This is a genomic window from Pseudomonas corrugata (genome assembly GCF_050920615.1).
GTDB lineage: Bacteria > Pseudomonadota > Gammaproteobacteria > Pseudomonadales > Pseudomonadaceae > Aquipseudomonas > Aquipseudomonas corrugata.
In genome coordinates this window covers 3,829,900-3,853,396 of record NZ_CP130434.1, presented here as the reverse complement: position 1 = coordinate 3,853,396, position 23,497 = coordinate 3,829,900, and the positions used below count along the sequence as shown (strand labels likewise).

20 protein-coding genes are annotated in these 23,497 nt (G+C 59.9%); 8 read left to right on the top strand and 12 right to left on the bottom strand.

Annotated elements, in window-relative coordinates:
* Window positions 1–110 precede the first annotated feature (110 nt).
* Genes QZH45_RS17210 through QZH45_RS17190 form a run of 5 tightly spaced genes read right to left on the bottom strand, consistent with a single transcriptional unit; the run spans window position 111 to window position 7,164 of the window.
* Window positions 111–1,055, bottom strand: a complete 945-nt coding sequence (locus QZH45_RS17210; RefSeq protein ID WP_053191252.1) for a GNAT family N-acetyltransferase — start codon at window positions 1,053–1,055, stop codon at window positions 111–113.
* Window positions 1,052–2,326: a phenylacetate--CoA ligase family protein gene (locus QZH45_RS17205; protein ID WP_055135701.1), complete on the bottom strand. Its 1,275-nt coding sequence runs from the start codon at window positions 2,324–2,326 to the stop codon at window positions 1,052–1,054. Before QZH45_RS17205 ends, QZH45_RS17210 begins: the two co-directional genes overlap by 4 nt.
* Before the next feature lie 54 nt (window positions 2,327–2,380).
* Window positions 2,381–4,789 (bottom strand): acyl-CoA reductase, encoded by a 2,409-nt coding sequence (locus QZH45_RS17200; RefSeq protein ID WP_055135700.1) that lies wholly within the window; start codon window positions 4,787–4,789, stop codon window positions 2,381–2,383.
* Between the two features lies 1 nt (window position 4,790).
* Window positions 4,791–5,918: an acyl-protein synthase gene (locus tag QZH45_RS17195; protein WP_055135699.1), complete on the bottom strand. Its 1,128-nt coding sequence runs from the start codon at window positions 5,916–5,918 to the stop codon at window positions 4,791–4,793.
* Between the two features lie 28 nt (window positions 5,919–5,946).
* Window positions 5,947–7,164 carry an MdfA family multidrug efflux MFS transporter gene (locus tag QZH45_RS17190; protein WP_055135698.1) on the bottom strand — a complete coding sequence of 406 codons (1,218 nt, stop codon included), beginning with the start codon at window positions 7,162–7,164 and terminating at the stop codon, window positions 5,947–5,949.
* Between the two features lie 544 nt (window positions 7,165–7,708).
* On the opposite strand from QZH45_RS17190, the gene QZH45_RS17185 reads away from it, so the two are divergent.
* Entirely contained in the window at window positions 7,709–7,897 is a 189-nt protein-coding gene (locus QZH45_RS17185) for a hypothetical protein (protein ID WP_024780171.1), read from the top strand.
* A gap of 3 nt (window positions 7,898–7,900) precedes the next feature.
* Here QZH45_RS17185 and QZH45_RS17180 read toward each other — a convergent pair whose 3' ends face one another.
* Entirely contained in the window at window positions 7,901–8,281 is a 381-nt protein-coding gene (locus QZH45_RS17180) for a fe2+ zn2+ uptake regulation protein (RefSeq protein ID WP_024780172.1), read from the bottom strand.
* A gap of 165 nt (window positions 8,282–8,446) precedes the next feature.
* Complete coding sequence (locus QZH45_RS17175; RefSeq protein WP_069018250.1) at window positions 8,447–13,261, bottom strand: dermonecrotic toxin domain-containing protein; 4,815 nt, start codon at window positions 13,259–13,261, stop codon at window positions 8,447–8,449.
* Window positions 13,262–13,478: 217 nt separating this feature from the next.
* Between QZH45_RS17175 and QZH45_RS17170 the strand changes: the two genes are divergently transcribed.
* On the top strand, window positions 13,479–14,510 hold the full coding sequence (locus QZH45_RS17170; RefSeq protein ID WP_053191264.1) for an Ldh family oxidoreductase: 1,032 nt from the start codon (window positions 13,479–13,481) through the stop codon (window positions 14,508–14,510).
* A 151-nt stretch (window positions 14,511–14,661) separates the two neighbouring features.
* Here QZH45_RS17170 and QZH45_RS17165 read toward each other — a convergent pair whose 3' ends face one another.
* Window positions 14,662–14,979, bottom strand: coding sequence for a DUF883 family protein (locus tag QZH45_RS17165; protein WP_024780175.1), 318 nt, complete (start codon window positions 14,977–14,979; stop codon window positions 14,662–14,664).
* A gap of 162 nt (window positions 14,980–15,141) precedes the next feature.
* Here QZH45_RS17165 and QZH45_RS17160 point away from each other — a divergent pair, with 162 nt between their 5' ends.
* Window positions 15,142–15,396, top strand: a complete 255-nt coding sequence (locus tag QZH45_RS17160; RefSeq protein WP_003181187.1) for a hypothetical protein — start codon at window positions 15,142–15,144, stop codon at window positions 15,394–15,396.
* Window positions 15,397–15,399: 3 nt separating this feature from the next.
* Here QZH45_RS17160 and QZH45_RS17155 read toward each other — a convergent pair whose 3' ends face one another.
* Window positions 15,400–16,308 (bottom strand): LysR substrate-binding domain-containing protein, encoded by a 909-nt coding sequence (locus tag QZH45_RS17155; RefSeq protein ID WP_053191269.1) that lies wholly within the window; start codon window positions 16,306–16,308, stop codon window positions 15,400–15,402.
* Window positions 16,309–16,394: 86 nt separating this feature from the next.
* On the opposite strand from QZH45_RS17155, the gene QZH45_RS17150 reads away from it, so the two are divergent.
* The gene (locus tag QZH45_RS17150) at window positions 16,395–17,318 is read left to right on the top strand and encodes a carbon-nitrogen hydrolase family protein (protein WP_024780177.1); all 924 of its coding nucleotides are present in this window, start codon (window positions 16,395–16,397) and stop codon (window positions 17,316–17,318) included.
* A 1-nt stretch (window position 17,319) separates the two neighbouring features.
* Here the strand turns inward: QZH45_RS17150 and QZH45_RS17145 are convergent, their stop codons facing one another.
* Window positions 17,320–17,790, bottom strand: a complete 471-nt coding sequence (locus QZH45_RS17145) for an LEA type 2 family protein (protein ID WP_024780178.1) — start codon at window positions 17,788–17,790, stop codon at window positions 17,320–17,322.
* A gap of 158 nt (window positions 17,791–17,948) precedes the next feature.
* Between QZH45_RS17145 and QZH45_RS17140 the strand changes: the two genes are divergently transcribed.
* From QZH45_RS17140 to QZH45_RS17125, 4 genes are all read left to right on the top strand, one after another.
* On the top strand, window positions 17,949–18,665 hold the full coding sequence (locus QZH45_RS17140; protein WP_024780179.1) for a helix-turn-helix transcriptional regulator: 717 nt from the start codon (window positions 17,949–17,951) through the stop codon (window positions 18,663–18,665).
* Window positions 18,666–18,716: 51 nt separating this feature from the next.
* Window positions 18,717–19,058, top strand: coding sequence for a nuclear transport factor 2 family protein (locus QZH45_RS17135; protein WP_053191273.1), 342 nt, complete (start codon window positions 18,717–18,719; stop codon window positions 19,056–19,058).
* 203 nt (window positions 19,059–19,261) lie between these two features.
* A complete protein-coding gene (zapE, locus tag QZH45_RS17130) occupies window positions 19,262–20,383 on the top strand; it encodes a cell division protein ZapE (RefSeq protein ID WP_024780181.1) in 1,122 nt (373 codons plus the stop codon).
* Window positions 20,384–20,450: 67 nt separating this feature from the next.
* Window positions 20,451–20,945 (top strand): GNAT family N-acetyltransferase, encoded by a 495-nt coding sequence (locus QZH45_RS17125; RefSeq protein WP_024780182.1) that lies wholly within the window; start codon window positions 20,451–20,453, stop codon window positions 20,943–20,945.
* Between the two features lie 72 nt (window positions 20,946–21,017).
* Here the strand turns inward: QZH45_RS17125 and QZH45_RS17120 are convergent, their stop codons facing one another.
* Together QZH45_RS17120 and QZH45_RS17115 are read right to left on the bottom strand one after the other, a co-directional pair.
* On the bottom strand, window positions 21,018–22,757 hold the full coding sequence (locus QZH45_RS17120; protein WP_055135696.1) for a phosphoethanolamine transferase CptA: 1,740 nt from the start codon (window positions 22,755–22,757) through the stop codon (window positions 21,018–21,020).
* 305 nt (window positions 22,758–23,062) lie between these two features.
* Window positions 23,063–23,236, bottom strand: coding sequence for a DUF6026 family protein (locus tag QZH45_RS17115; protein WP_162843604.1), 174 nt, complete (start codon window positions 23,234–23,236; stop codon window positions 23,063–23,065).
* Window positions 23,237–23,497 lie beyond the last annotated feature (261 nt).

Here is a 23,497-nt window from a genome sequence, read left to right as displayed (position 1 = left end):
GCTCGAAGGCATGTTTCGGGGCGGTAGACGTATCTGTATCGGCGCCTCACCCAAGCGCTTGAATGTCGCACGCTTGGCGAGGATTACCGTTCGTCGCCACCGTTTCCCCGTCACGCTGCCGAGCTGGACCGCGTGCCTCTCCAGTTCTGCGTATGGAGTTGCAGTTCATCGTGCAGTCGTTGCATCGGTCCCGCATGCAGGTCGAGCGGACGAGTCAACGCACCACGGTGAAACAGCACCTGCCAGTTCAGCTCGCCTTCGACGGGCATCAGACCGGTAAAAATGAATCCTGCAGCCATCAACCGCCGGTAATCCTCGGGGAACTGTTGGCGCAGTCCGAGTCGTAGCGCGATCGACCAGTGGACCGGCAAGCGTTGCAGCTGCCTGGCCAGATGTTTGCTCATGTGTCCGGCGACAACGTCGACACGCCCAGGTAATGAGCTGATTTGCAGAGGCTGCATCGGGTCGGGTATGTCGTCAAACGTGGTGCCGAACTGTGAAACCAAGGGCGCCATCAGCCATTGGCATGGGGCAGGCCAGTGCACGGCCGGTAACGGCCGTTGATGGCCGCCCATCAACTGGCAGCCGATCACAATGGTCTCGGCTTGGTCCGGGACGAACGGCGAGGGCACATGGTCGGGCATCAGCCCGATACCATGGAAACCGAGTCGTTGTGCCAGTCGTTGGCTGTAGGGGTGGCTGGTGACCTGTTTGATGGAGAGCCTGACGAGGCCAAGACCTTCACAACGATCCAATAGTTGCCAGCCCAGACGGGTCGCGATCTGACTGCCTTGCAGCGCCGGGTCCACTGCCACCAGCGCCAGTTCAGCGTCCTCCCGGTTCGCGGCAGGGCGGCACAACGCGGCGTGGCCAACCACTCGGTCCCCTATCACGGCAACCATGGAAAACCAGTGTCGATGCTGGTTTTGCTGGCAAATCATGTGGGGCACGTAGACGTCCGGCGAAACGTAGTGATCGCCGTATACCCGTCGGAACAGTTCGCTGGTGCCGACGGCATCGGCGGGCCTGAATGTCCTGATGACCAACGCACTCATCCGGGGCGTCTCGCTGCCATCGGGCCATAGACCCGACGGTCGATGACCTGCAGGTGCTTGCCGGAGCGTGGATGGCGCTCCAAGTCCTGCGCCTGGCAGGCTTGCACTTGCAGGTTGAGTTGATCAATGCCCGGGTGCTGCTGGATCAACGCGAATTTCAGCACCTGGGACAGTGGTTCGCAGATGTCCGACGGAGCGTCGGGTACCCATTTGAGCACCACACGATCATTTTTTTCGACGGGCTCGATGATCAGTTGCCATTGAAGTTCGCCGCCAATGCTCTGGATGATCTCGCCAATGTGTTGCGGGAACAGCGACGCCACGCCGACCCGCACCCGCTGGCTCTGCGCGCTACGCCCGGCCAGTTCGAACTTGCGCCGAGGGGTGCCGACAGGCTCGCGCCAGCAGGCCCGATCACCCACTGGATAGCGCACCATCGGCATCAGGGTCCGGGTGAAGTTGGTCACCACCAGGTCGCCGGGGCGATCGCAGGCCTCGATGACCTCGCCGCTCACTTCGTCGATGATCTCTACCCGGGTCTGCTCGTCGAATACGCGGTGCTCGCCGAGCAAGCAATCAGGTGTGCTGGCCCCCACCAGCCCGGCGTCCACGCTGGCATAACCGATGGACGCGAAGCGTGCCTGGGGGAAGGCTTTTCTCAACAGCGGAAGTTGGAACTCGAACAAATGCTCGCCGCCGAACAGCACGGTGCTGATACCGGGCAGCGTTCGCCCCTGCCGGTTCAGATGGCTGGCAATGGCCAGCAGATGGGCCGGTACGCCCGCCAGCACGGTGATGCGGTGTGCAGTGACGGCGTCGGCCAGCGCATCGGGATCTATCGACCCGGTGAACGGGAACTCGGTAATCGGGAGATCAACCCGGCAGAGAGCACCATGAATAAACAGGAAGCTCGCATACAGGTCCCCCGAAAAGAACAGATTGGCAATTCGATCGCCTGTTTCAAGCTGGGTGGACAGATCGCGTGCGAAGCAATCGAGCATCCGCTGCCATTCCTTATGGGTGTACACCGACAGCTTCCCCTGGCTGGTGGTGCCACCGGTTTTATAGATCAGTGCGTCCGTGACGGGCCCGGTCAATACCTCCCAGGTGTCCAGGTCATGACTGCCGCGCCAGTAATCGCTGGCGTCGACAATCGGCAGGTCCTCAAAAGCGCTGCCTTGCGCAGGTAAATGCGTCCAGTGTTTCTGGTAATACTTTGAATGCAGGCGAATATGGCCAAGCCATTGTTCAGATGGAAAGGAAGGGCTCATCAGGGGGGCTCTCGGGCTATGAAGTTCGCTGGATAAGGCGCAGGCGAAGGGCTGTCAGTCGGGGCGTCTGTTATCAATCACCAGCGGGACCTTGCCGCTGTGTCTGGATTGTTCGAAACATTCGGGCGCACAGCGTTGGACTTCCAGTATCAGTAGTGCGGCATCGACTGATGCGCACAGCGGCTGCAGTACCAGGACCCTGCGCCGTACCGTTTCGGCTTCGCCGTCGGCGCGGATAAGCATCCGCTCATAGCCGCCGCTGTCGTGATCGAGGACGATTTGAATGGGCACCTGGGCCAACTCGACCAGTTCCCGGGTATTGACGGATTCCGTGGCCACACGCAGCACGCGGCCATGGCGCTGTCGCAGCTCGAACCTGGGCGACTCCAGGCCACAAGGGCAAGGGCCTGGCATCCAGCGTCCGCAATCGCCGACGTCGTAGCGTTGGAGAGGTTGCACCTGGCGCTGTCGGGAAGTGAACAGCAGGCGACCGATTTTCCCAGGGGCGACCGATGCATCTCGATCCAGATCGATGATTTCCAGGTGTTGAATATCGTCCATCAGATGGAACACGCCATCTTCGCTCGCGGCGCAGGCATGGCCAAGGGGGCCGGCGTCCACGCTGCCGTACAGGGCCGAGCGAATGCTCGTGACACCGCAAGCCAGGAACAATTGCCGAGTGGCTTGTCCCAGGTGCTCGCCACCCAACAGGATCTTGCACACACCGCCGTAGCCTTGAAGGGTTTGCCTTTGGCTGGAGAACAGACGGTGCAGCGTGCTCGGCATGCCGATCAGTGTGTTGACGCCATGGGCGACGATCATCCGGGCAATTTCATCGAACGCCTCGTCTGTTGGTGCGCCCATGGGGTAATGCACGACCCCCATCTGTTCAAGTATTTTCGAGAAGCTGAAAAAACCGCCGTAGAGGTTGCCCCCGTAGAACAGGTTCATCACCCGGTCGTGCGCGGGGTCCAGGCCGGCCGCACGCAGTCCGTCGGCGGCGGCACGCATGTGGCGGTTAAAATCGCGATAGCTGTAGCACGACAGCACAGGCTCGCCGCTGCTGCCGCCGGAACGGAAGAACAGTTGCGCCTCGGGGCCGATGGGCAGGGACATGAAGCCTGCCTTGTCCATGATCGGCGTGGAAGGACTCACCGATATCGGTGCTGGAGCAGTGTCCAGGGTGACACGATGACTCGCGACATGGGACTCAAGGCCGACCGACACCCGCCTGCTCAGGCGTTGCAGTGCGTAAACGCCGTCATGAGGCTCGCCGTCATAACCCTGCTGGATTTCACGGGTTGCCGAGACCCGGGACACGCCGGCGGCTATCAAACGCCGGGTCAGTCCTGGCGCCTGCTCCGGTTCACAGATGAGTGCGCAGCTTTGCAATACGTTACGCCAGGGCAGCAGCGTCTCGGTCAACGACGCTTGGGGGACAGGCCGCAGCAGCAGCGTGCGGAACAACGGCGACGGCGCCAGGTTGCGATGATGTTCCCAGAGGATGCGCCAGCCATCACCGGGCCAGACCTGGCCTGAATGTCCCGCGAAACTCTGGTCCAGGCGGGCGAGTGCCGTTCGGGTGGTGATCTCACAGGCTTCGGCCGTGGTGAGCGTCAGTGCTGGCCACCGTCCGGCCCTTCGCTCGAATGCGGCGGCCAGGGCACCGCCCACTTGCTCCATCACGACGGGTTCGTCCGTGTCGACCAACAGCCATTGCGGGCTGGAGCAGGCTTGCTGGTCGAGGCGGCAGACTTCATCCACCAGGCGATCCAGTGCTTGGGGAGTGGCGGCGCGAGGCGTGATATAGGCGAAGCTGACGCGATGCCCCCAGTCGATCCAGCGGCACCCACTTGGGACCTGTTCGCGCAGGGCCTTGAGCGCCGTCTCGCCACCCCAGGCGCTGACACCTTGCGCGAGGGCGAAAAGGCGCTGGCTGTCATGGTGGGAAACCGGCAGCACCGCCAGGTAATCGCAGAGCCGGCCACTGCTGTCGCACGCCAGAAAAGCCGCCAGCAGGCGCGCCGTCAATTCCCCATCCCGTGTGCTCGGGCGTATCCAGTTGATATTGCCCGCCAGCAGGCTTTCCAGAGCTGCGCAGAACGCCAGCAGCGGTGCGTTGCTCGGCGTGACATGCACCACCAGGCCCAAGGGCTGCCAGCTTTCAAAGGGGCCATCGCTATAGTCAATGCGCCGCAGCGAGCGAGGATCCGGTCCCAGCTCCCGTGCAAGTTTCAAACTCAGGTGCTCGCGGCCGCAGAATGCGATCAGTGCCTGGCGTTGTTCCTCGTCGAGGAACGCCTCCCGTCCCGCGCGCAGCCATTGGGCGAATGCCTCGGCGCAGTCGAGCACGTTGTCGTTCGAGGGCGCCGAAGCCAGGAGGGCGGGCAATTGCGCTTGCAGGCGTCCCAGGGTCTGGTCGAGTGTCAGGCTCTCATGGAGTTGGCCGTTGATGAGGTACATATCAATGCTCCTTGATCAGTTCAGCGGCAGCCATGGCGCAGCTTCGCCCGGCGCTGGTGCCGGCACGTCCATGCAGCTCGAACCACTGGGTGCTCGAACCGCATTCACAGTCGGCGGGGTGCAGGGTGGCCAGATCGCTCATCACCACAGCATGGGCGGGACTGGAGGAGATATAGGGCGAAACGAACGACAGCAATCCGGCCTCGCCGAATGGCTGCACGTTGAAGTTCGAGGGGTGACGGACGAAGACTTTCGAATAGACCGGTACATGAAATCGATGATGGGCACATTCGATGTAGGGCACGGCGTGCTCGACGGCGCCATAACCGTCGCGGCACCGATGGGTTTCGATGCCCAGTTGTCGGGTAATGCGCTGGTAGACCTGACGACGGGGGATTTCCTGGGCCGCCCGTTTCTTCCAGCCGCCACCCAGGAACACCAGGGAATCAGGCGCGAGCGTCAGATTCGGGATGCGACTTTCGCGCATGCGCTCCAGGACGTGCCAGAGCAGCGCCGGAAAGCCGAAAATTCGCACGGGCAGACCTTGCTCGGCGAATCCCAGCAGGGCGCGGATGACGCCGAAAACGTCGAACTCATGACCGTTGCCGGTGTGTCGCAAGGCGTAGGTAAGGCTATTGACCGGGGCGAAGCGGCACAGGAATTGATCGGTATAGGCTGTCCCCAGTCGATTATCCGGTTCGGGTTCATGGCTGAGCAGCAGGTAGTTGCAGGGTCTGTCCGGCGTGGACCAGCCGTAATGATCGAAGATGCGCGCCACCATCCCCTGGGCTGCCGCCATGCTGCGTTCGTCATAGCGCATGCGACTTTTCTGGCCGCCGGTGCCGGAGGAAGTGAGCTCCAGGGCCTCCTCGCCCGTAGGGCTGATCAGCAAGCGTTGCTTGAAGTAGTTGGCGTAAATGGGCGGCAGGCGCGACCAGTCTGTCAGATGTTCCAGGTCCTCGACAGAGAGCCCGTTTGCGTTGAGCCAGTCTTCGTAGCCAGGGGTGTGGTGACTATGGAACAGGCTGATCTCGGCCATGGCGCGATCGAACAGCCCCGCGGGTATCGACTCGGGGCTATAGGGATGGGGCGATGCACATAGCGTATCGGCGTGGGGAAAATGGATCATCGGAGACTTTCCTCTGGGGCGGAAAAAATCAAACAGGAGCGACCGGTCGCGACATGAACAGCCACAACGCAACAGGACAACTGAGCCCGGCGATACCAGCCATCAAGGCAAAGGACTCCAGACTGTTGCCCGCGCCCAGTAACGCCAGCAGCGAACCGGCAGCGCTCATCACGGCGATGGAGATCATCCCGACCATGGCCGAAACCAACCCTTTGCTGTCGTCGCTGGCAAACAACGCCAGTCGATACAGCGCCGCGTTGCCCAGGCCTAGGCCGAGGGCGTACAACGAAAGACCGCCGACCAGCACCGGCAAGCAGAGGTTGAATTGACTGGCGGTGACCAAGGCGAGCAGGCCGGCACACAGGGGCCATAGGCAGCAGCGGACCACGCCGCGTACGCCGACCCGTTCCACCAAAGCATTGAGCAGGAGATTGCCAAGGATCACGGCTGCAAAAACCGGGATCTGCCAGAGCCCATAAACCAGTGGAGAAATGCCCTGTCCCTCTATCAGCAGCAGGGGCGACAGGCCGATCCAGGCGATCAGAGGCAGGCTCATCAGCCCCAGTGCGACGCTGGCGGCCATGAATCCGCGATGGCCGAGCAAGGCGCCATATCGCCTGATCAGTGCACGCAGTTCGAAAGGAACAGGAGAGGGCTGTTGGCTGCCCGGCCTCGGGTGACGCGGCATGAATCCCCAGAGCGCCAGCCAGCTTACTGTCCCGAGGCCGGCCAGCAGCACAAACAGCTCGCGCCAGGATAGCCATTGCAGCAACAACCCACCCAGCAAGGGGCCCAGCAAGGGCGACAGGAGAGCGAGGTTGCCCAACAGCGCCATGATTTTCACGGCATCCGACTCGTTGAACATGTCCTGTATGGCGGGATAGCTGACCGCAATGACGAAGCCCAGACCCATGCCCTGGAGCAGGCGAAGGCCGTTGAAACCCTGCATATGGGTGACCTGGGTCGTCGCTGCACAAGCCAGCGCGAACCCGGCGCAACCAACAAGCATGAACGGACGACGCCCATGGCGATCCGACAATGGCCCGATCAACCAGGGCAGCAGGATGCCACCCAGCAGATAGAGATTGAACGCGTAGGGAATCTGATCCGCCGGGGCCCCGAGTTCTTCGGTAACGGCGAGCATGGCGGGCATGACCAAGTCGCTGGCCATGTAAGTTAATAATTCAAAGAGTGCGATAGCCAGGCAAAAACCTGTCAATCGTCCAGGCGAGAAAGTTGTCAGCAAGTTTTCATTCCCAACGTTTATTTGAGTAAAGAGGTGAGCGCCTCTTATTCGAGAATACGTGGGGGGCGATAACGGTTGAAAGAAGGACTTCCCCGTAGTTAACGGTAAAAACATGCCTGCTGCTTGTAAGAAAATGTCCGCAAAAGCGGACATTTATTCTGTGTAGAAGTAAGTGATTTCTAACCCGACGAGTAGGAGCAATCTGTGCATGGATTGCCCGCGCCAGATACTGCAACATCGGGACAGGGGAAAGTGCCTAGCGGTGCAGGTTGAAACCAGGCCCACGAGGATGACCCGGTCCTTCCCCATGGCTGTTGCCTGGTGGGAAGAAGAGACAGCCGCTCAGCGTCAGGATCGATAACAGCGGCAGCAGCAGTGACATGCGACGAAACATAAATAAAATCCTCATGGTTGAACACCGGAGTTGCGCGACAGCGCTCTCTGGGCTGTACCATGGGACCCCGTAAGCTGCCGCTTGTCCCTGAAACCGGGTAGGCACTTGGCCAGTGAACGGATACAGAACGGATACATTCAGGAATAGGCAATGACTCATTCGCAACGTTTGAAATACTCGATTCTGATTGTCCTCGTGGTCCTGGCGATCATGCTTGGACTGTCGTGGATGCAGAACAAAGGCATGATCAGCGAGCAACTGTTTCAATACATCGCCATTGCCGTGGCAGTGATCGTGGTGGTGATCAACGGTGTGATGCGGCGCAAGGTCAAGCCCTGAACGTCATTCCGTGGCCGCGAGCACGGCCATGGCCCTGGCGTGCAGGCTGTAGCTTTTATCGGGGTTGAGCGTCACCACGCCTTCGCTGCACAGGCGCTTCAACACCTCGCGAACGCTGAGGAAGGACAAGGGAATGTCCAGCTCCAGCAACTGACTGTGCACGCCCCGCACGCCCAGGCAATGGTTCTCCACCGTAGCCGTGAGCAATACGTCGATGATCTTGAGGCGAATGAGGCTGGTTCTGAGCCCGAAGCTCTTGAGCAGGCGCCTGATGTGCTCGTTGCTGCCCCTTTCCGTCGTTTTGGCGAGCACGTTATTCGTGGTCGTCACCGAGGCGCCGCTCGACCCCGGCTTATTCTCCATGGGCAGTTGCGCGTTTTGCATGCAGAAGGTCCTTACCAGCCTGATCAGAAATAGTCACACGTGCTCCTTCAAGAGGAACGGCCAATCATGCGGGCCGTGATGTGAAAAATTCGCCGGGATGTCGTTAAACCGATGTGATTGGTCGAGTACAGGTTTTTTTCTGCTTCCGCTCCGGGGCGATCTCGTTCATGAGGGCGAATCGAGCTGGCGTCCCAACTCACAGATGAGCAAGGTCAGGGAGTCGGCGTTTCGAAGGATGATGTCGATGCGTTTGTCTGCAGAGTTGGGGTTCAGAAAGACATCGCGCGCCTCGCTCATGGTCCGGGCGCCGGTCACCTTGAGGATTTCCTTGGCGGTGGCCTTGGACTCGGGGAGTAGTTCCAGGCTCTTGAACGTGCTGGCTGCGCTATCCCATCCCATGAACAACTTTGAGCGTGGCGTGGTCAGCGAGAGCCCATTGAGTTGCTGGTCTTGCTGAACGTCATACCGGGTTCGTCCGTAATGAGTGACTTGCGAAATCAGGTCGGGAAATGGCAACAGCGCGTCCAGATAAGCGATGTCATGCGTATCGATCAACTGATGGGTCAGTTCGTGGATCAGGGTCGCTCCCTGGGCGTGAGCGTCGACGTTGAATGAGTCGGGGACGATGGCTTTGTACGAGTCCAGCCCTACGTCGAAGAAAAACTGTGTGAGGTAGATTTTTCCGCAAGCATTGGGTTCGAGCACGAATGCAGTGGCCGTGTCGTCGGCGTTCTTGAGGTTGCCGATCACGATGCGTTTTTCGTTCAGCGATTCCCAGGAAGGATCGGCCAGTACCTGGCATATCGGGGCAACCGCGGCATGTAGCTTGACGATCAAGCTGGCATCGACCTGATCGACGCCGAAAAAGGTCTTGAGGAAAGTATCCAGCCGGGATCCCGATGAGACCTGTTGCCTGGCCTGGTCGAGGTTATGAAGCGTATTGAGCGAGTAATACCTGGCTGTCTCCAGTGCCTGCACAATGACATTGGCATGGAGGGGGTATTTCCTGCGTATCTGAGCCATGCCCCGGGCTTCGATATTCAGTGTGTCTGCGGCTTTGTAATCGCTGTACGCGTTCGCAAGCGTCGACATCACCTTGCCGTAACGAATGGTCTGGCGTTGAGGGTCAATTGCCCACTCCTGGCTTTCAGGCAATCTCCTCAGTATCGGTCCCTCTCCCTTGTCATGGACAACGCGCCAGACCTGATTGGCCCTCGCCACCTGAAAGACTTTACCGACAAGGCTGACATAGAGCTTGCCGGAGCCTGTGGCCCTGTAGGTCCCGTCAGTAAGGTTCTCTTGTAGATTCTGGAGGCTTACGCCCCTGGCTTCGAAGGCTTGCAGGTTGGTTCGGAGCGGGGCTGTGGAAGCGATGCGCTCCCAATGGATCGGGGGCGCAGGGGAGTCTTGCGCGACAGGGCCGATGGGGTCGAGCAGCCCGAACGTATCCTCCCGATTCAGGAAACCGAGTGACACCATTTCTGCGGCCCCGGCAATGAAATCATGCAGACCGGTTTTCCACTCATGCTGCTGCAGTGCTTCGGAGGAAGACTCGAAGTCCTTATAGCTTTCCCACAGCGTTTCGAAAAAAGTCAGTTTGCCCGGCAATTGTCTGCTCACGAATCTGGTGCCGACGCTGAGCAAATGCCGCACGGTTTCCCAGTCGAACTGACGTTTCCTATCTGTTTGAGTGGTCAGCAGGTCCGATATCAGATGGGTATTGTCATTGAACAACGTATCGAGGATGTTCGTCCGGACCGGATTCGAGGCCAGGGTTATTTCCGAGAGCTGTCCGATGGTGGAACTGAACAGGTTTTTGAACGTGCTCCGCTGGTTGACGGGCAGGCGACTGATCAACAGGTTCTGTAGCGGCCCTGGCCTGTTGAAGGTGTCCACGACACTCGCCTCGTTCTTGAACTCGGTGAAGGTCGGGCCCGTATGGTAGGGGGCGTACAGGACCTGGGGCGCTTTCGCATCGGTGCTCGACCCGATCAGGTAAAGCCCCAGGGCCTTGATCGCCGCCGCGCCATCGGTTTTTATCAGTTCCAACGGACGAATCAGAGCGCTGGCGCCTTTCACCGCCTGGCGGGCAATGGCGTCCGGCATGTCCAGCACCTGGCGAATCAAGTCGAAGGCTGAAGGGGAGAGGTATTGCTGCAGGCACCGTGCGTGGGCGTATTGCAACAGTTGCCAGGGTAGTTGTTGACGGAAGCGCTGCTTTCTCTGTTGAACGTCCGCCGTCGAGCCGGACAGTTTGTCCAGTACATGTTGTTTATATGAGGTGGAAATATCCAATGACAGCAGCAGCTGTTTGACCGCCGTCTCATTCAAGCTGCCGGGTAGCTTCCGTCTGGAAGTCGAGGAAACCTTGAATCCGGTTTTCTCAGTGACGTCGATATGATTCAGGGCAAACTCGTTCAGGGAGCTGGGAGGCCCCGCCAGCGCGAGGTCAGGTGTGATCTGAATGGTCGCTGGGTCCAGATCTTTTTCGGTGAAGCGTGCGTCCAGCAGCGCTTTCAGTTTTTTACTCGTATAGGCCTGTAAGGGCTCGATATCGTCCAGGTAGTCCTTGCCATTGACGACGCTGTTTCGATATTGCTCAAGCAGATTGATATGCAGGCGCTGATCTTCGGGAGAGGCCATGCCGAGCCAGGCTGGCAGCTTCTGTTGCCACCAGTCCGCCTGGGCGATGCGTTTGGCACGCGTCAGATTGGTGGGGGCCCCCTTGTCCAGTAGCGCTTCAAGGCTTTTAACCAATGCAGCCCCGGTCAATTGCCAGTCCCGGGTTTTCAACGTCTTCAGATAACCGTATTCGATCTCGAACAACCGGATGAACGAGTTCATCCGATCGAGCAACACGTTGTCCTCGATCAACTCAAAGGCCTCGAGCTGATAGCGCCCGTGGGGCTTGCGCTGGGTGGAGGGCAGGCCAGCGAGCAGGCCAAAGCGTCTGCGGGAGTCGAGCAGGTTTCGGTTCAATTGTTTCGTAGCGGCGTCGACGGAGGGGAAAACCTGCAGGCCGTCGGTTGGCGTCCAGAGGACGCCCAGGCCCGAGTAGGGCGTATCCAGCCCTCCGCGCTCGCTCAGGAAAAAGCAATTGGCGAGGGACAAGGAGGCTGTGCTGCCCTCCATGGTGTAGGCAAGTCTCAGTGAATAGGCATCGGGCCGAAAGCCTTTGAGCCCCATGCGCTGCTCACGATTCGGATAATCGGCGTCGTAGGCAAACACACTGTTGATGAGATCGGCTGCGGCAGGCGGCAGTGTCCCGTTTAGCTTCCTGAGTTCGGCTTCAGCCCGTATTCCCAGGGAAAAAACGTTGCTGAGTTCAGGCAGCAGGGCTCTGAGTCGGCTGTGCAGTGATATCTCGTTGGAGAGCGGCAGTTGGGCGAACAGCGTATTGAAAGCCTCTTCGACAGAGGTATAGCTCTTGATCTTCCTCGTCAGTTGATCGGCCATGAAGTTGGACGGCCGCGAGTCGCCATAAAAAGCCGGCAGGGTACCCCAGTGTCCTTCGGTCCCATGCTCCAGCAGGTTGTTGTTGATCAAGGAACGGATATCCAGCGCCTTGTCGACCAAGGCATGAATGTCCACGATACCCTGGCGGGACATTTCCAGGGCGTAGCGAAGGTTGCTGATCTGCTTGCCGATGATGGCATCCGCCAGGGACTCGAATACCGGCAACGTCACTGAGCGTCCTGAGACTTGTGGTTCATCAAGGCGCAGAAAGCGGTTGCGCTCATCCAGGCTGAGCAGGTCATAGAGTGCCTCCTTGCTTGCCAGGCTCGTCGGCGTAGCCATTAGCGCGTTCCTGAACCCCCGGTAATGGTCGACCTTCTGCAGGCCATGACTGGGTCGGTAGAGGTAATGCCCCTTGCCACTGATCATCAGTGAACCGGCAAGCTCGACATGGAGTGGCTCATATTCCCAGAGACGAATCGATTCGATGAACAGCGGCGTCTCGTCCTGGCGGGATGACCCGAACACTCGGAGCAGCTCCTGGCTTTGTGCGTCGCTCAGTTGCCCTTGCTCCCGTTTACTCAGGATGCTTGCGCGCAGGGCATCGCTGAGAACCTGCGCAAGCAGCGCCCGGCGTGAGAGATGGAACGGGCCGGGGGCGCTCCAATAGGCATTGATGCAATCGGTGAGCTTGGGGATCAGGTTTCCAGCGGTGACCCTTAGCAGGCTCTCCCATTGCCGCGAGTTGTGGGGCGATACGGTGATGTGCGGATGGATGAAATCGACGTCATGCCGGGCGGGCCGGCCCTGATGGTGGAAGTACAGCAGAACCGCCTCGGACAGTGACAGGTTGTTGGTCACCTTGCCCATGGTCGGATCGCCCAGCCCCGCATCGATGGTGATTGCCATGCGGGTCTGTCGATGGTCAAGGTTCGCCAGGACCTCATTCAATACCTGGTCAAGCATTGAGGTCAGTGAGGGCAGTTTGATCAGCTCATTCACCATGGTCAGCGCATTGAGGTGTTGAGCGTGCTCAATGGATTCGACCTGGGTCTTGGATACACCTGCGTCCATGGTGCGCCGGGACTGTCTGATAGCGATGCTGGTGTTCAGTTCGGCACGCTGGGAAATGGACAGGAGCTGGAACAGGTCGTCACGCTCGGCAGGGGTTGCGAGCATCTGATCGATCCGGGTTTGCAGTGCCTCCGGGCGGTCGAATTTCTCGATCCCGCCCTGGGGGGTGTAGAGGAACGCAGGCCTGGGGGGCGAGGTGCCGGCTTCTGGCAAACTTGTCAGCGTAAAACAGCCGGCCAGCGGGATAGGGGCCTGGCCTCCGGCGTGGAGCAGAATGGTTTCGGCACACATTGATGGCGTTTGCGCAGCGCGCAGCGTGTGGCTGGGCAGGGCTGCGTGGCGCAACCAGTCGAGGTCGGTTTGCGTCAATCCATGGGTTGCGCTCAGTTCGTCCAGGCGGTTGGCGTTCAGGATGGCGGGCAATAGCAGTGGCGTGGTCTCACGGGTCATCGTTGCTTCTCGATCAAGGCGCCATGAGGCGGCACATGTATGGAAGCGGCCAGACTAGAGAACGATGAAGGGGGGAAGGTGGTACATAGTTACCGCACGCGAAGCTTCAAACATGCCGGCGGTGAAAAGATTGACAGTACGCGGCTGAAGCAGTGTTTAATCCGGGGTCGTTCCTCCTTCACTGTGGCTACCTCCAACAATCATTCTGGAGCTTCAGATGTCCGCGCTATCCGATCATGCCGGTTCCGGCCCCCTTTCCTTAGATGCCCTGGTGGGGCTGCTGGAGAAGATTTTCCTGCGCCATGGCACCTCGGCCGACGTCGCCCGCACCCTGGCTGAAAATTGCGCCCGCGCGGAGCGCGACGGTGCCCACAGCCATGGGGTATTTCGTATTCCTGGCTATGTCTCGACGCTGAACAGCGGCTGGGTCAATGGCCAGGCTGTGCCGGTAGTTGAAGACGTCGCATCGGGCTTCGTCCGGGTGGACGCCGGAAACGGTTTTGCCCAGCCGGCCCTGGCTGCTGCGCGGTCGTTATTGGTGGCGAAGGCGCGCAGCGCCGGTATCGCCGTGCTGGCTATCCGCAATTCCCATCACTTCGCCGCCCTCTGGCCGGATGTCGAGCCGTTTGCCTACGAAGGGCTGGTGGCGTTGAGCGTGGTCAACAGCATGACGTGCGTGGTACCCCACGGTGCTGACCGTCCGTTGTTCGGTACCAATCCCATTGCCTTCGCCGCGCCACGGGCCGGCGGCGAGCCGATTGTATTTGACCTGGCCACCAGCGCCATCGCCCATGGCGACGTGCAGATTGCCGCGCGCAAGGGTGAGTTGTTGCCGCCAGGCATGGGGGTGGACAGCCTCGGTCAACCGACCTGTGACCCAAAAGCGATTCTCGAAGGCGGAGCGCTGTTGCCGTTTGGCGGGCACAAGGGATCGGCGTTATCGATGATGGTAGAGCTGCTGGCGGCGGCCCTGACCGGCGGCAATTTCTCGTTCGAGTTCGACTGGAACAACCATCCGGGGGCCAAGACGCCATGGACTGGGCAGTTGCTGATCGTGATTGACCCGAGCAAGGCCGCCGGGCAGAACTTCGCCGAGCGCAGCCAGGAGCTGGTCCGGCAGATGCAGGGAGTGGGGTTGCGGCGGTTACCAGGAGATCGCCGGCATCGGGAACGCAGTCATTGCGACCAGCATGGGATTGCGCTGGATGAGCAGACATTGCAACAGCTGCGGGAATTGGCGGGGATATAATCCGAAGGCGAAGGATTGGTTGCCTGATAACAGTCGGTTTTAAACCACAAGCCTTGGGGGCAACGCTTGCTCGCGATGGGGCCAGTCAGTCGAACTGTATTGGCTGGTCCGCCGCTATCGCGAGCAAGCTTTGCTCCCACGGGTTTGGTGCTTAACGCCGTCCGAGCAGCAAGCCCACCACCAGCCCGAAACCGGCGGAAATCGCCACGGTTTGCCAGGGATGGCCACCGATGTAGAGTTCGGTGGCATCGACCATGGGCCGGGTACGTTCCCGTGCGCTGGCAACCGAGTCCAGGGCCTGCTGCAATTTCTGGGAGATCTGGCCCCGCAGGTTCTCGGCCTCTTCACCGACCAGCGAGTCGCTGCTTTTGAGCAGTTTTTCCGACTCTTCGATCAAGGCCTTCAGTTCACTGAACACTTGATCCTTGATTTGCTCTCCGTTCGCTTGCGCGGTGGGTCTACGAGCCATCGAATTACTCCTTACTGATGATTACCGTGAACAGTGGAGTGCTGCGCTTGTGCAAAAGTTGCAGAGGGGCTGGCCGTGTCAGCATGGCCAAGCATAAATGATGGTTAAGGCGTTTCCCTTCAAGGTGTAAGATGTCGCCTATTTATGCAACAGGTAATTTCCATGAGCTTCAATCTGGCTGACAAACCACTGGCCGAGCGTGCCGCACTGGAAGACGAAAAATCCCGACTGTTCGAGCTGTGGCAGAACAACCTGGGCAAGGCCAAGGGCGACGCTGCCCGGTTGTTTGGCGAACGCTCAAAGCGCAAAGGCAAATGGGCTGAGTGGGTACGTGCCGAGCTGGACGGCATGTCGCCCCCGGAGTACGCCAACATGGTGCGCAGTGAGGTCAATCGGCTGATGGCCGCCAACAAATAGACCTCACGAAAAGGTCATGACGATGGCCTCGCGAACCTTGACCACTGCCGGATCCACCTGGGTGTGGGTGCGCCATCCCAGTTCGATGGGATAACGTGGCAAGGCGAGGGGGCAGGGCAGCAACGCCAGGTCACAGAGTGCCGCGATGCTCCGCGCGGCATGCTCCGGAATGGTCGCCACGGCCCGGCTGCCCTTGAGCAGAAACGGTAGCGCGGCAAAATGCGTGGTCGAGGCACACACCCTGCGGCTCAGCCCGAGCCCGGCCAGTCCTTCGTCGGTGATGCCGATGAAACCACCCGATGACACCAGCAGATGTTCGCGGCCCACGAACGCTTCCATACTTAGTGTCTGCTGGCCCTCCTCCAGGCTGTCCGGATCGGCCAGGCAGGCATAATCGCCTTCGCCCAATACCAGGCGGCTGAGCAACCGTTCCGTGAAACCACCCGCCGTGATCGCCAGGTCGAAATTTCGCTCCATCAGGTTGCGACCGACGATCTGGCTGTGGGTCTGGCGGAAAATCAGGCGCAACCCCGGCGCCCGTCGCGCCACTTCCTCGATCAGCCGGCGCCCATAGGCCAGTTCGAAGTCGTCGGACAGGCCGACGATGACCGAGCGGCCGTCGTAATGAGTGGTATCCGGATCAATCATCGCCAGACTTTGGCGGCATTTGTCCAAGGCATCGCTGATCACTGGCTTGAGTTGATTGGCCCGCAGGGTTGGTGCCAGGCCTCGACCGGTGCGCACGAACAGTTGATCGTCATACACATTGCGCAGCCTGCGCAAAGCCGCGCTGATGGCCGACTGGGTCACCCCCAGGCGCAAAGCGGCGCGGCTGGCACTGGATTCGTCGTGCAGGGCTTCGAAGGTCTTGAGCAGATTCAGATCGATATCAGTGATATTCATGTTGTTCATATCGTTTAGCAATGCATGGGGCTTTATTCATGATCGGTCGACGCCTGAGAATCGGCAACACCTGATGACCAAGGAGTTCAACACCCATGCCTAAATCCATAGTGGCTGCCCTGCAGATCGGTTCCTTGCCTGGCGGCAAGGCCGAGACACTGGCGCAGATCCTTTCCTACGAAGACGCCATAAGCCAGGCCGGCGCGCGCCTGGTGGTGATGCCTGAAGCCCTGTTGGGTGGCTATCCCAAGGGAGAAGGGTTCGGGACCCGGCTGGGATACCGCCTGCCGGAGGGGCGTGAGGCATTCGCCCGCTACTTTGCCAATGCCATCGAGGTCCCGGGTATCGAAACCGAGGCCTTGGCCGGCCTTTCGGCGCGCACGGGAGCCAGTCTGGTGCTGGGGGTCATCGAACGTGCCGGCAGTACCCTGTATTGCACGGCGCTGTATTTCGAACCCGATGCGGGGCTGGTGGCCAAGCATCGCAAGTTGATGCCCACCGGCACCGAGCGGCTGATCTGGGGCAAGGGCGATGGTTCGACGTTGCCTGTTATCGATAGCCAGGTCGGTCGGCTCGGCGCGGCGGTGTGCTGGGAAAACATGATGCCGCTGCTGCGCACCGCGATGTATGCCAAGGGCGTGGAGGTGTGGTGCGCGCCGACGGTGGATGAGCGGGAGATGTGGCAGGTGACCATGCGTCATATTGCCCATGAGGGGCGATGCTTCGTGGTTAGTGCGTGTCAGGTCCAGGCCTCGCCTCAGGCGTTGGGCATCGATGTCGAGCACTGGCCGGCGGACCGTCCGTTGATCGCGGGGGGCAGCGTGATCATCGGCCCCATGGGGGATGTGCTGGCCGGGCCGCTGAAAGACGCGGCGGGGTTGTTGACCGCCGAGATCGACACCGATGATCTGGTACGGGCACGTTATGACTATGACGTGGTCGGTCATTACGCCAGGCCGGACGTATTCGAACTGGTCGTGGATGAGCGGGCCCGGCCAGGCGTTCGGTTCACCGCATGAGTTACCAGGTCGTCGCGGACTCCGGCAAGTCGAGAGTGCCGCGGTCGATGAAGCGCATGGTGCCGAACAATCCCCCGGAGAGTTTGCCCTTGAGCACATAGGGCAGATTATCCAGACCCTGGGCCTGGCTCAGGCCGAGGGTCTGGCGTAGCACCGAGAATGCCGAAATGCTCACGGGGACGCTCAATATTGCTTCGGAAAACCTCGGAATGGAGCCACTCTGGTCGCTGACCCCGGTCGCCAGAGTGCGGTCATTGACCTCCAGGTCCAGCGCCACGCCGTTGTATTCGATGGCGGTTTCGTTGGGATTCTGCAAGCGTAGCTTCACGGCGAAACGCATCTCCAGGTCCTGGCTGGGCAAGGGGTCGATGCCGACTACGTTGATATTCAAGGGATCGCGATGCGGGAAGAGGGCGCAGGCGCTCAGGCTGAGCAGTGTCAGTAAAAGGAACAGGGCGGGAATTCTGCGCATGGGCGTACTCTCACTGTGAATTTTGGTCACGATAACCCACAACCCCAAGGACACGCGAAGTCCATCCTGTTCTCGATCCAGATGGGCGCTGGGCTCCTGACAGTTTCTGACAACAGCGTCTGCTAATCTGCAGCAACTTTTCATTCGGATCGCCCATCGTGTCCCGTACCACTCGGCTGCTCACTTTGTTGCAAGTCTTGCGCGGCAAGCGCTGCCCGGTCACCGCCGCGACACTGGCGGCAGAGCTGAAGGTATCCGAGCGCACGCTCTACCGCGACATTGCCGAGCTTTCCGCTCTTGGGGCACCGATTCAGGGTGAGGCGGGCATCGGCTATGTATTGCGCAGCGGCCTGTTCCTGCCGCCGCTGATGTTCACCGCGGATGAAATCGAGGCCATTGTACTGGGCTTGCGCTACGTGGATCAGCGCGGCGATGAGGTGCTGGGCAAGGCTGCCGCCGACGCCCTGGCGAAGGTCGCCGCGGTGTTGGCCCCCGACGTGCGGGATGCCTTGCGCAATCCCACGGTGTTGCCCGGGCCGCCAGGCTATGGGTACCCGCAGAATACGGTGGAACTGAACGTATATCGCCAGGCCATCCGCACCCAGGCGAAACTGCACATCGATTACGCCGACGTGAACAATACCCCAAGCCAGCGGCTGGTCTGGCCTCTTGCCCTGGGTTTTTTCAACGAGGCGCGGGTAGTGGTGGCCTGGTGCGAACTGCGGGGTGCCTATCGGACTTTCCGCACCGACCGGATTGCCTCCGCTACCGAGCAGGGCGAGCGCTATCCCGGCAGGCGCAGCGACTTGCTGCGGGCCTGGATGAAGTCGATGAAACTGGACGAAAACGGGCGCTTCACTCCTGACAAGAACTGACATGGGGTTGTTCTAGCATGGTGCCAGTTCGATAAAACAAGGAGCCATACCATGTCAAATCCCGTCTCTTCCCTGGCCCCGGCCATCGCTGGCTACATCGAGGCTGCCAATGCCCGTGACAGCTCGGCGGTGGCGCGTTTTTTTGCCGAGGATGCCAATGTCTTCGATGAAGGCCAGCATCGGGCTGGCACCCAGGCCATCATCCAATGGATGGAAGATACCTCCCGCCGCTTCCAGCCACGGGTTGAGGTGCTCAACGTGCAGCAACGCACGGGCAAGGTGCTGGTTCACAATCTGATCTCGGGGACCTTCCCCGGCAGTCCGCTGGAGTTGCGGTATACCTTCCGGCTCGATGAGCAGGGGAAGATCACCCGGCTGGATATCTCCACGTAGGAGCTGGCGAAGCCTGCGATCTCTTGATCCTGATCCTTCGCTCCGAATTCAATTGGCAGCGCAAGGATCGCAGTCTCGTTGCACTCGACAGCTCCTACAGGCCCCACTCGCCAAGGGGTTCGAGTTGATTCATGGGTAGGGCCGCTCACTGGGGGCTGTTGGCATGGCATACTCAGGCCCTTCCTCCTCCGGACCCGGGCCGCATGACTTTCGACTCCCCCTTGAGTGCATGGCAGCATGCCATTGAACATCACGGTTTTGTCCAGGATGAGGCCCAGGAGTTGGCGATCATGACCTTGGAGCAATGCCACAAGGCATTGCGCGAGGGCTGCAACTCGATCAAGGGGGTGTATCTCTGGGGCCCCGTGGGACGTGGCAAGACCTGGCTGATGGACCGTTTCCATGAAACCCTCCAGATTCCTGCCCGTCGTCAGCATTTCCATCACTTCATGGCCTGGGTGCACCAGCGTTCGTTCCAGCTCACAGGCACGCCGGACCCGTTGCAGGCCCTGGCCAGGGAATTGAGCCGGGAAGTGCGGGTGCTGTGTTTCGATGAGTTGTTTGTCACCGACATTGGCGATGCGATCATCCTTGGACGCCTGTTCCAGGTCATGTTCGAGTTGGGCATGGTGGTAGTGAGCACCTCGAACCTGCCGCCTGAAGAACTCTATGCCAACGGCCACAACCGCGAACGGTTCCTGCCGACCATCACCGCGATCAAGCAGCATATGCATGTCGTGCCGGTGAACGGCTGGCAGGATCATCGTCAACACCCTGGCGCGGTGCAGCAGCGTTACTGGCTAAGGGGAGCCGGGCAACCCGACCCGTTGGGTGAGATCTTCGAACGGTTGAGTGCAGGGCAGCAATCCAGCGGAGGCCCGGTGACTGTCGGTCATCGCCTCCTGGAGCCGGTCAAGGCCAGCGATACGGTGCTTTGGAGCCGCTACCCGGATCTGTGCGAGCAGCCGTTCTCGGCCCTGGATTTCATGGGGCTGTGCGATCGCTACAAGGTCATTCTGCTCAGCGATGTGCCCTGCCTGAGTGCCGAGCAGCGAGAAGGGCGTATTGCCCGCGGTACGGAAGATGGTGTCGAGCGGGTCGAGGCGGGGGATCGAGAGCTGCCGCAACTGTCGGTCCACGACGACGGTGTGCGACGTTTCATTGCCCTGGTCGACGAATGCTACGATCGCAAGGTGCCGCTCTGTCTTTCGGCCGAGGTGGCGATGGACCAGTTGTATACCAAGGGCTATCTGCAATTCCCGTTTCGCCGTACCCTCAGTCGCCTCCAGGAAATGCAGATGCAACGTTTCGGTCAGCCCGCCTGATCCGTACCCGCCGACGGCTCCATCCGTCGGTACTATCCGCCGTACCCGCGAAGAGAGATGCAAGATCATGGAAGAAGCCAAGGACGTTCTCGTACTGCAAGCCAGCTACACCAATCCGGTTCACGCGGAAGCGATCTGTCACGTGCTCAATGGCTATGCGGAGGACCCCATGGGCGGCGGCCAGTCGCTGTCTGCAGAAGTCCTGCTGCATCTGCCGGGAGAACTGGCCAAGCGTCCCCATGCGTTCAGCGTGCTGGCTTTCGTCAACGGTGAGCCGGCGGGGCTGGTCAATTGTTTTGAAGGTTTTTCGACCTTTGCCTGCCGTCCGCTGGTGAATATTCATGATGTCGCCGTCATGAAGGCGTTTCGCGGCCTGGGCCTGAGCCAGAAGATGCTGCAGAAAGTCGAAGACATCGCGCGCCAGCGCGGTTGCTGCAAGATCACCCTGGAGGTGCTTGAAGGCAATGCCGTGGCCCAGGCCAGCTATTCGAAGTTCGGCTTCGCCGCCGGCATGTTCGACCCGGCCCACGGCCGCATGCTGTTCTGGACCAAGCCCCTATAGCAATGTCCATTGCACCGGATCCCCTGTGGGAGCGAGCAAGCCCGCTCCCACACTCGGTGCTGCGCGGTTACTTTACTGCTGCACCAGCTTGGCCGTCGGCGCCTTGGGCTGCATCAGGCTGAAGTCGATCAGCGCCTTGTGCTGGCGTTGATACGGATCGCCGATCAACAGTGGTCGGGCCTGGAAGTCGGTGCTGACCAGGCTCTTGCTGCGGTCCAGCTCATCAAAACTCAAGCCCGCCAGGTCTGCCCAGGTATGGATCAGCTGAGAGCTGCTGTAAGGCCGTGACAGGTCCCCGGCAAAGTTCCAGTCATGGGTTTCGCGCCACTGGGGTGAAGCCCAGGCCATGAAAGGAATGGTGTACATCGGCGCAGTGGGCTTGCCTTCATTGCGGCCAAGGGTGGCGTGATCCGCTGAGTCGAATACATCTTCACCGTGGTCCGACAGGTACAACAGAAAACCGTTGGGATTGCTCTTGGCGTAGTCCTTGATCAGGCTGGAGACGACGAAGTCGTTGTACAGCACCGCATTGTCGTAACTGTTGTAGGTGGGAACCTGATCGTCGCGCAGGCCCGCCGGAGCGCCCTGACGGTCGGTGAATTTGTTGAAGGTCGGTGGGTACCGGTACTGGTAGCTCATATGAGTACCGAGCAGATGTACCACGATCAGCTTGCGCGGAGCGGTATCGGCCAGCGCCTTGTTGAATGGAGCAATTACGTCGCCATCGTACTGCGCAGCATTCTGATTGCGGTTGTTGTTCAGGTACACCTGCTCATCGGCCTGCTGGGAGAACGTCGTGAGCATGGTGTTGCGCTTGGTCATGGTCTGCTGGTTGGTGATCCAGAAGGTCTTGTAGCCCGCCTGCTTCATCATGCTGACCAGCGAAGGCGTCGTCAGGTACAGGTCCGGATGTTGCTCATCGGCGAATGTCAGCACCTGTTGCAGCGCTTCGATGGTGTACGGACGTGGCGTAATCACATTGTCGAAGAGCGCCAGTTGGTCCTTGAGTTTGTCCAGCTCCGGCGTGGTTTCTCTCGGGTAGCCATACAGGCTCATGCGCTGACGGTTGGTGGACTCGCCGATCACCAGCACCAGGGTCGCCGGTTGGTTGGCCATGGTGTCCTTGAGATTACGCAGTGGCTCGATCTTGCTGGCGCTGTGCAACATGCCTTGCATGTTTGCCAACTGCTCGCTGTAACGACGGTACGCCACCAGCATCTGCCAAGGTACGGCCGGCTCGATGCGGTCTTCGAGTTTCTCCAGGCCGCCGGCCAGGGTGCCGACGCGCTGGGTTTGCTTGACAAGCGGGTAACCGATGACGGCACCCAGGATCACAATTGCCGCTACCTGGGCCTGGCCACGGGGCAGGTACACCGGACGCAGGCGCGTCCAGAGGAAATACGCCACGGCGGTATGAGCGAGGAACGCCGGTACCATCCACCAGGCAAAATACTGTGTCATGTATTCGCCGGCTTCAGCCACGTTCGATTCGAACATGATGAAGATGACGCTTTGGGAGAATTCCTGCTGATAGATGAAAAAATAACCCAGGCTGGCCATGGAGCAGGCCCATAGCACTACACCGATCAGCGCAGCGAGCAGGCGGGTCCGAGCAGGAAACAGCAGCATGGGCGCGAGCCACACCGCACTCATGATGAATGCCTGGCGAAACCCGGAGAAGCCGGAAGTATCGCTCAACAGGATAAGCAGTTGAGTAATACCCGAGAAATACCAGAAGAACAGGAACAGCCAGCCGAACCCGGCCCAATCGAAACCTTTCGCAGTCGTTTTGCTGCGTTTGAACAGACTCATCAAGCGCTCCAGCCTTTTTTATCTACACCGACGAAGCTGTTGGCACCGGATGGCAACCCCAGGCATGCGCCGAGCACCCTAAAGGCGGGGAGTATCCTGGGAGCGTTGTGAAAACTTTGTGAGTTTCCGGTTATGGATTGGTGGTTCAGACGCGAATGCACGTGAGGTGAAGGGAATTATCCCTGCCGGGTGCAAGAATATCGTCGCAGGAGCTGCCGAGCGGAGCGAGGCTGCGATCTTTCCATCGACACTTGAGTCTCGAGCGAGATCAAGAGCAAAAGATCGCAGGCTTCGCCAAGGGGCAGTTATCGAGCCAGGGCCTGGCCCTGGTGGGAGAGTTGGGCGTGCTGCAGCTGCATGCGCAGCTGGGTCACTTCATCGAGCAGCAGATCGCGTTCTTCCTTGAGAAGGCGCAATTCGTCGCGACGAATGGTCACGTAAAGGGTTTGGGGAGGACGTGCGGTAACGACTGGGTCCATTGCTCACCTCGCAAATGGCTACATCAACTATAGAGATGTCGCCAGCTTTTTGGTCGACGCCTCTACTATCGGCGCCGATTCTGATTTCTTTTGCTCGTGAATGGAACTTTTTTATTTTTCATGGTCGCCGTGCCTTCGACCGGGATTGAAGCGTTATCCCCCTTGTGATCGCACGAATTAACCGGAAACTATGCAGCAAGGCTCTGGACTAACCTCCACTAGTCGCAGCCAAACCGTTTCGAAGCGAGTGGCCTGTACGGT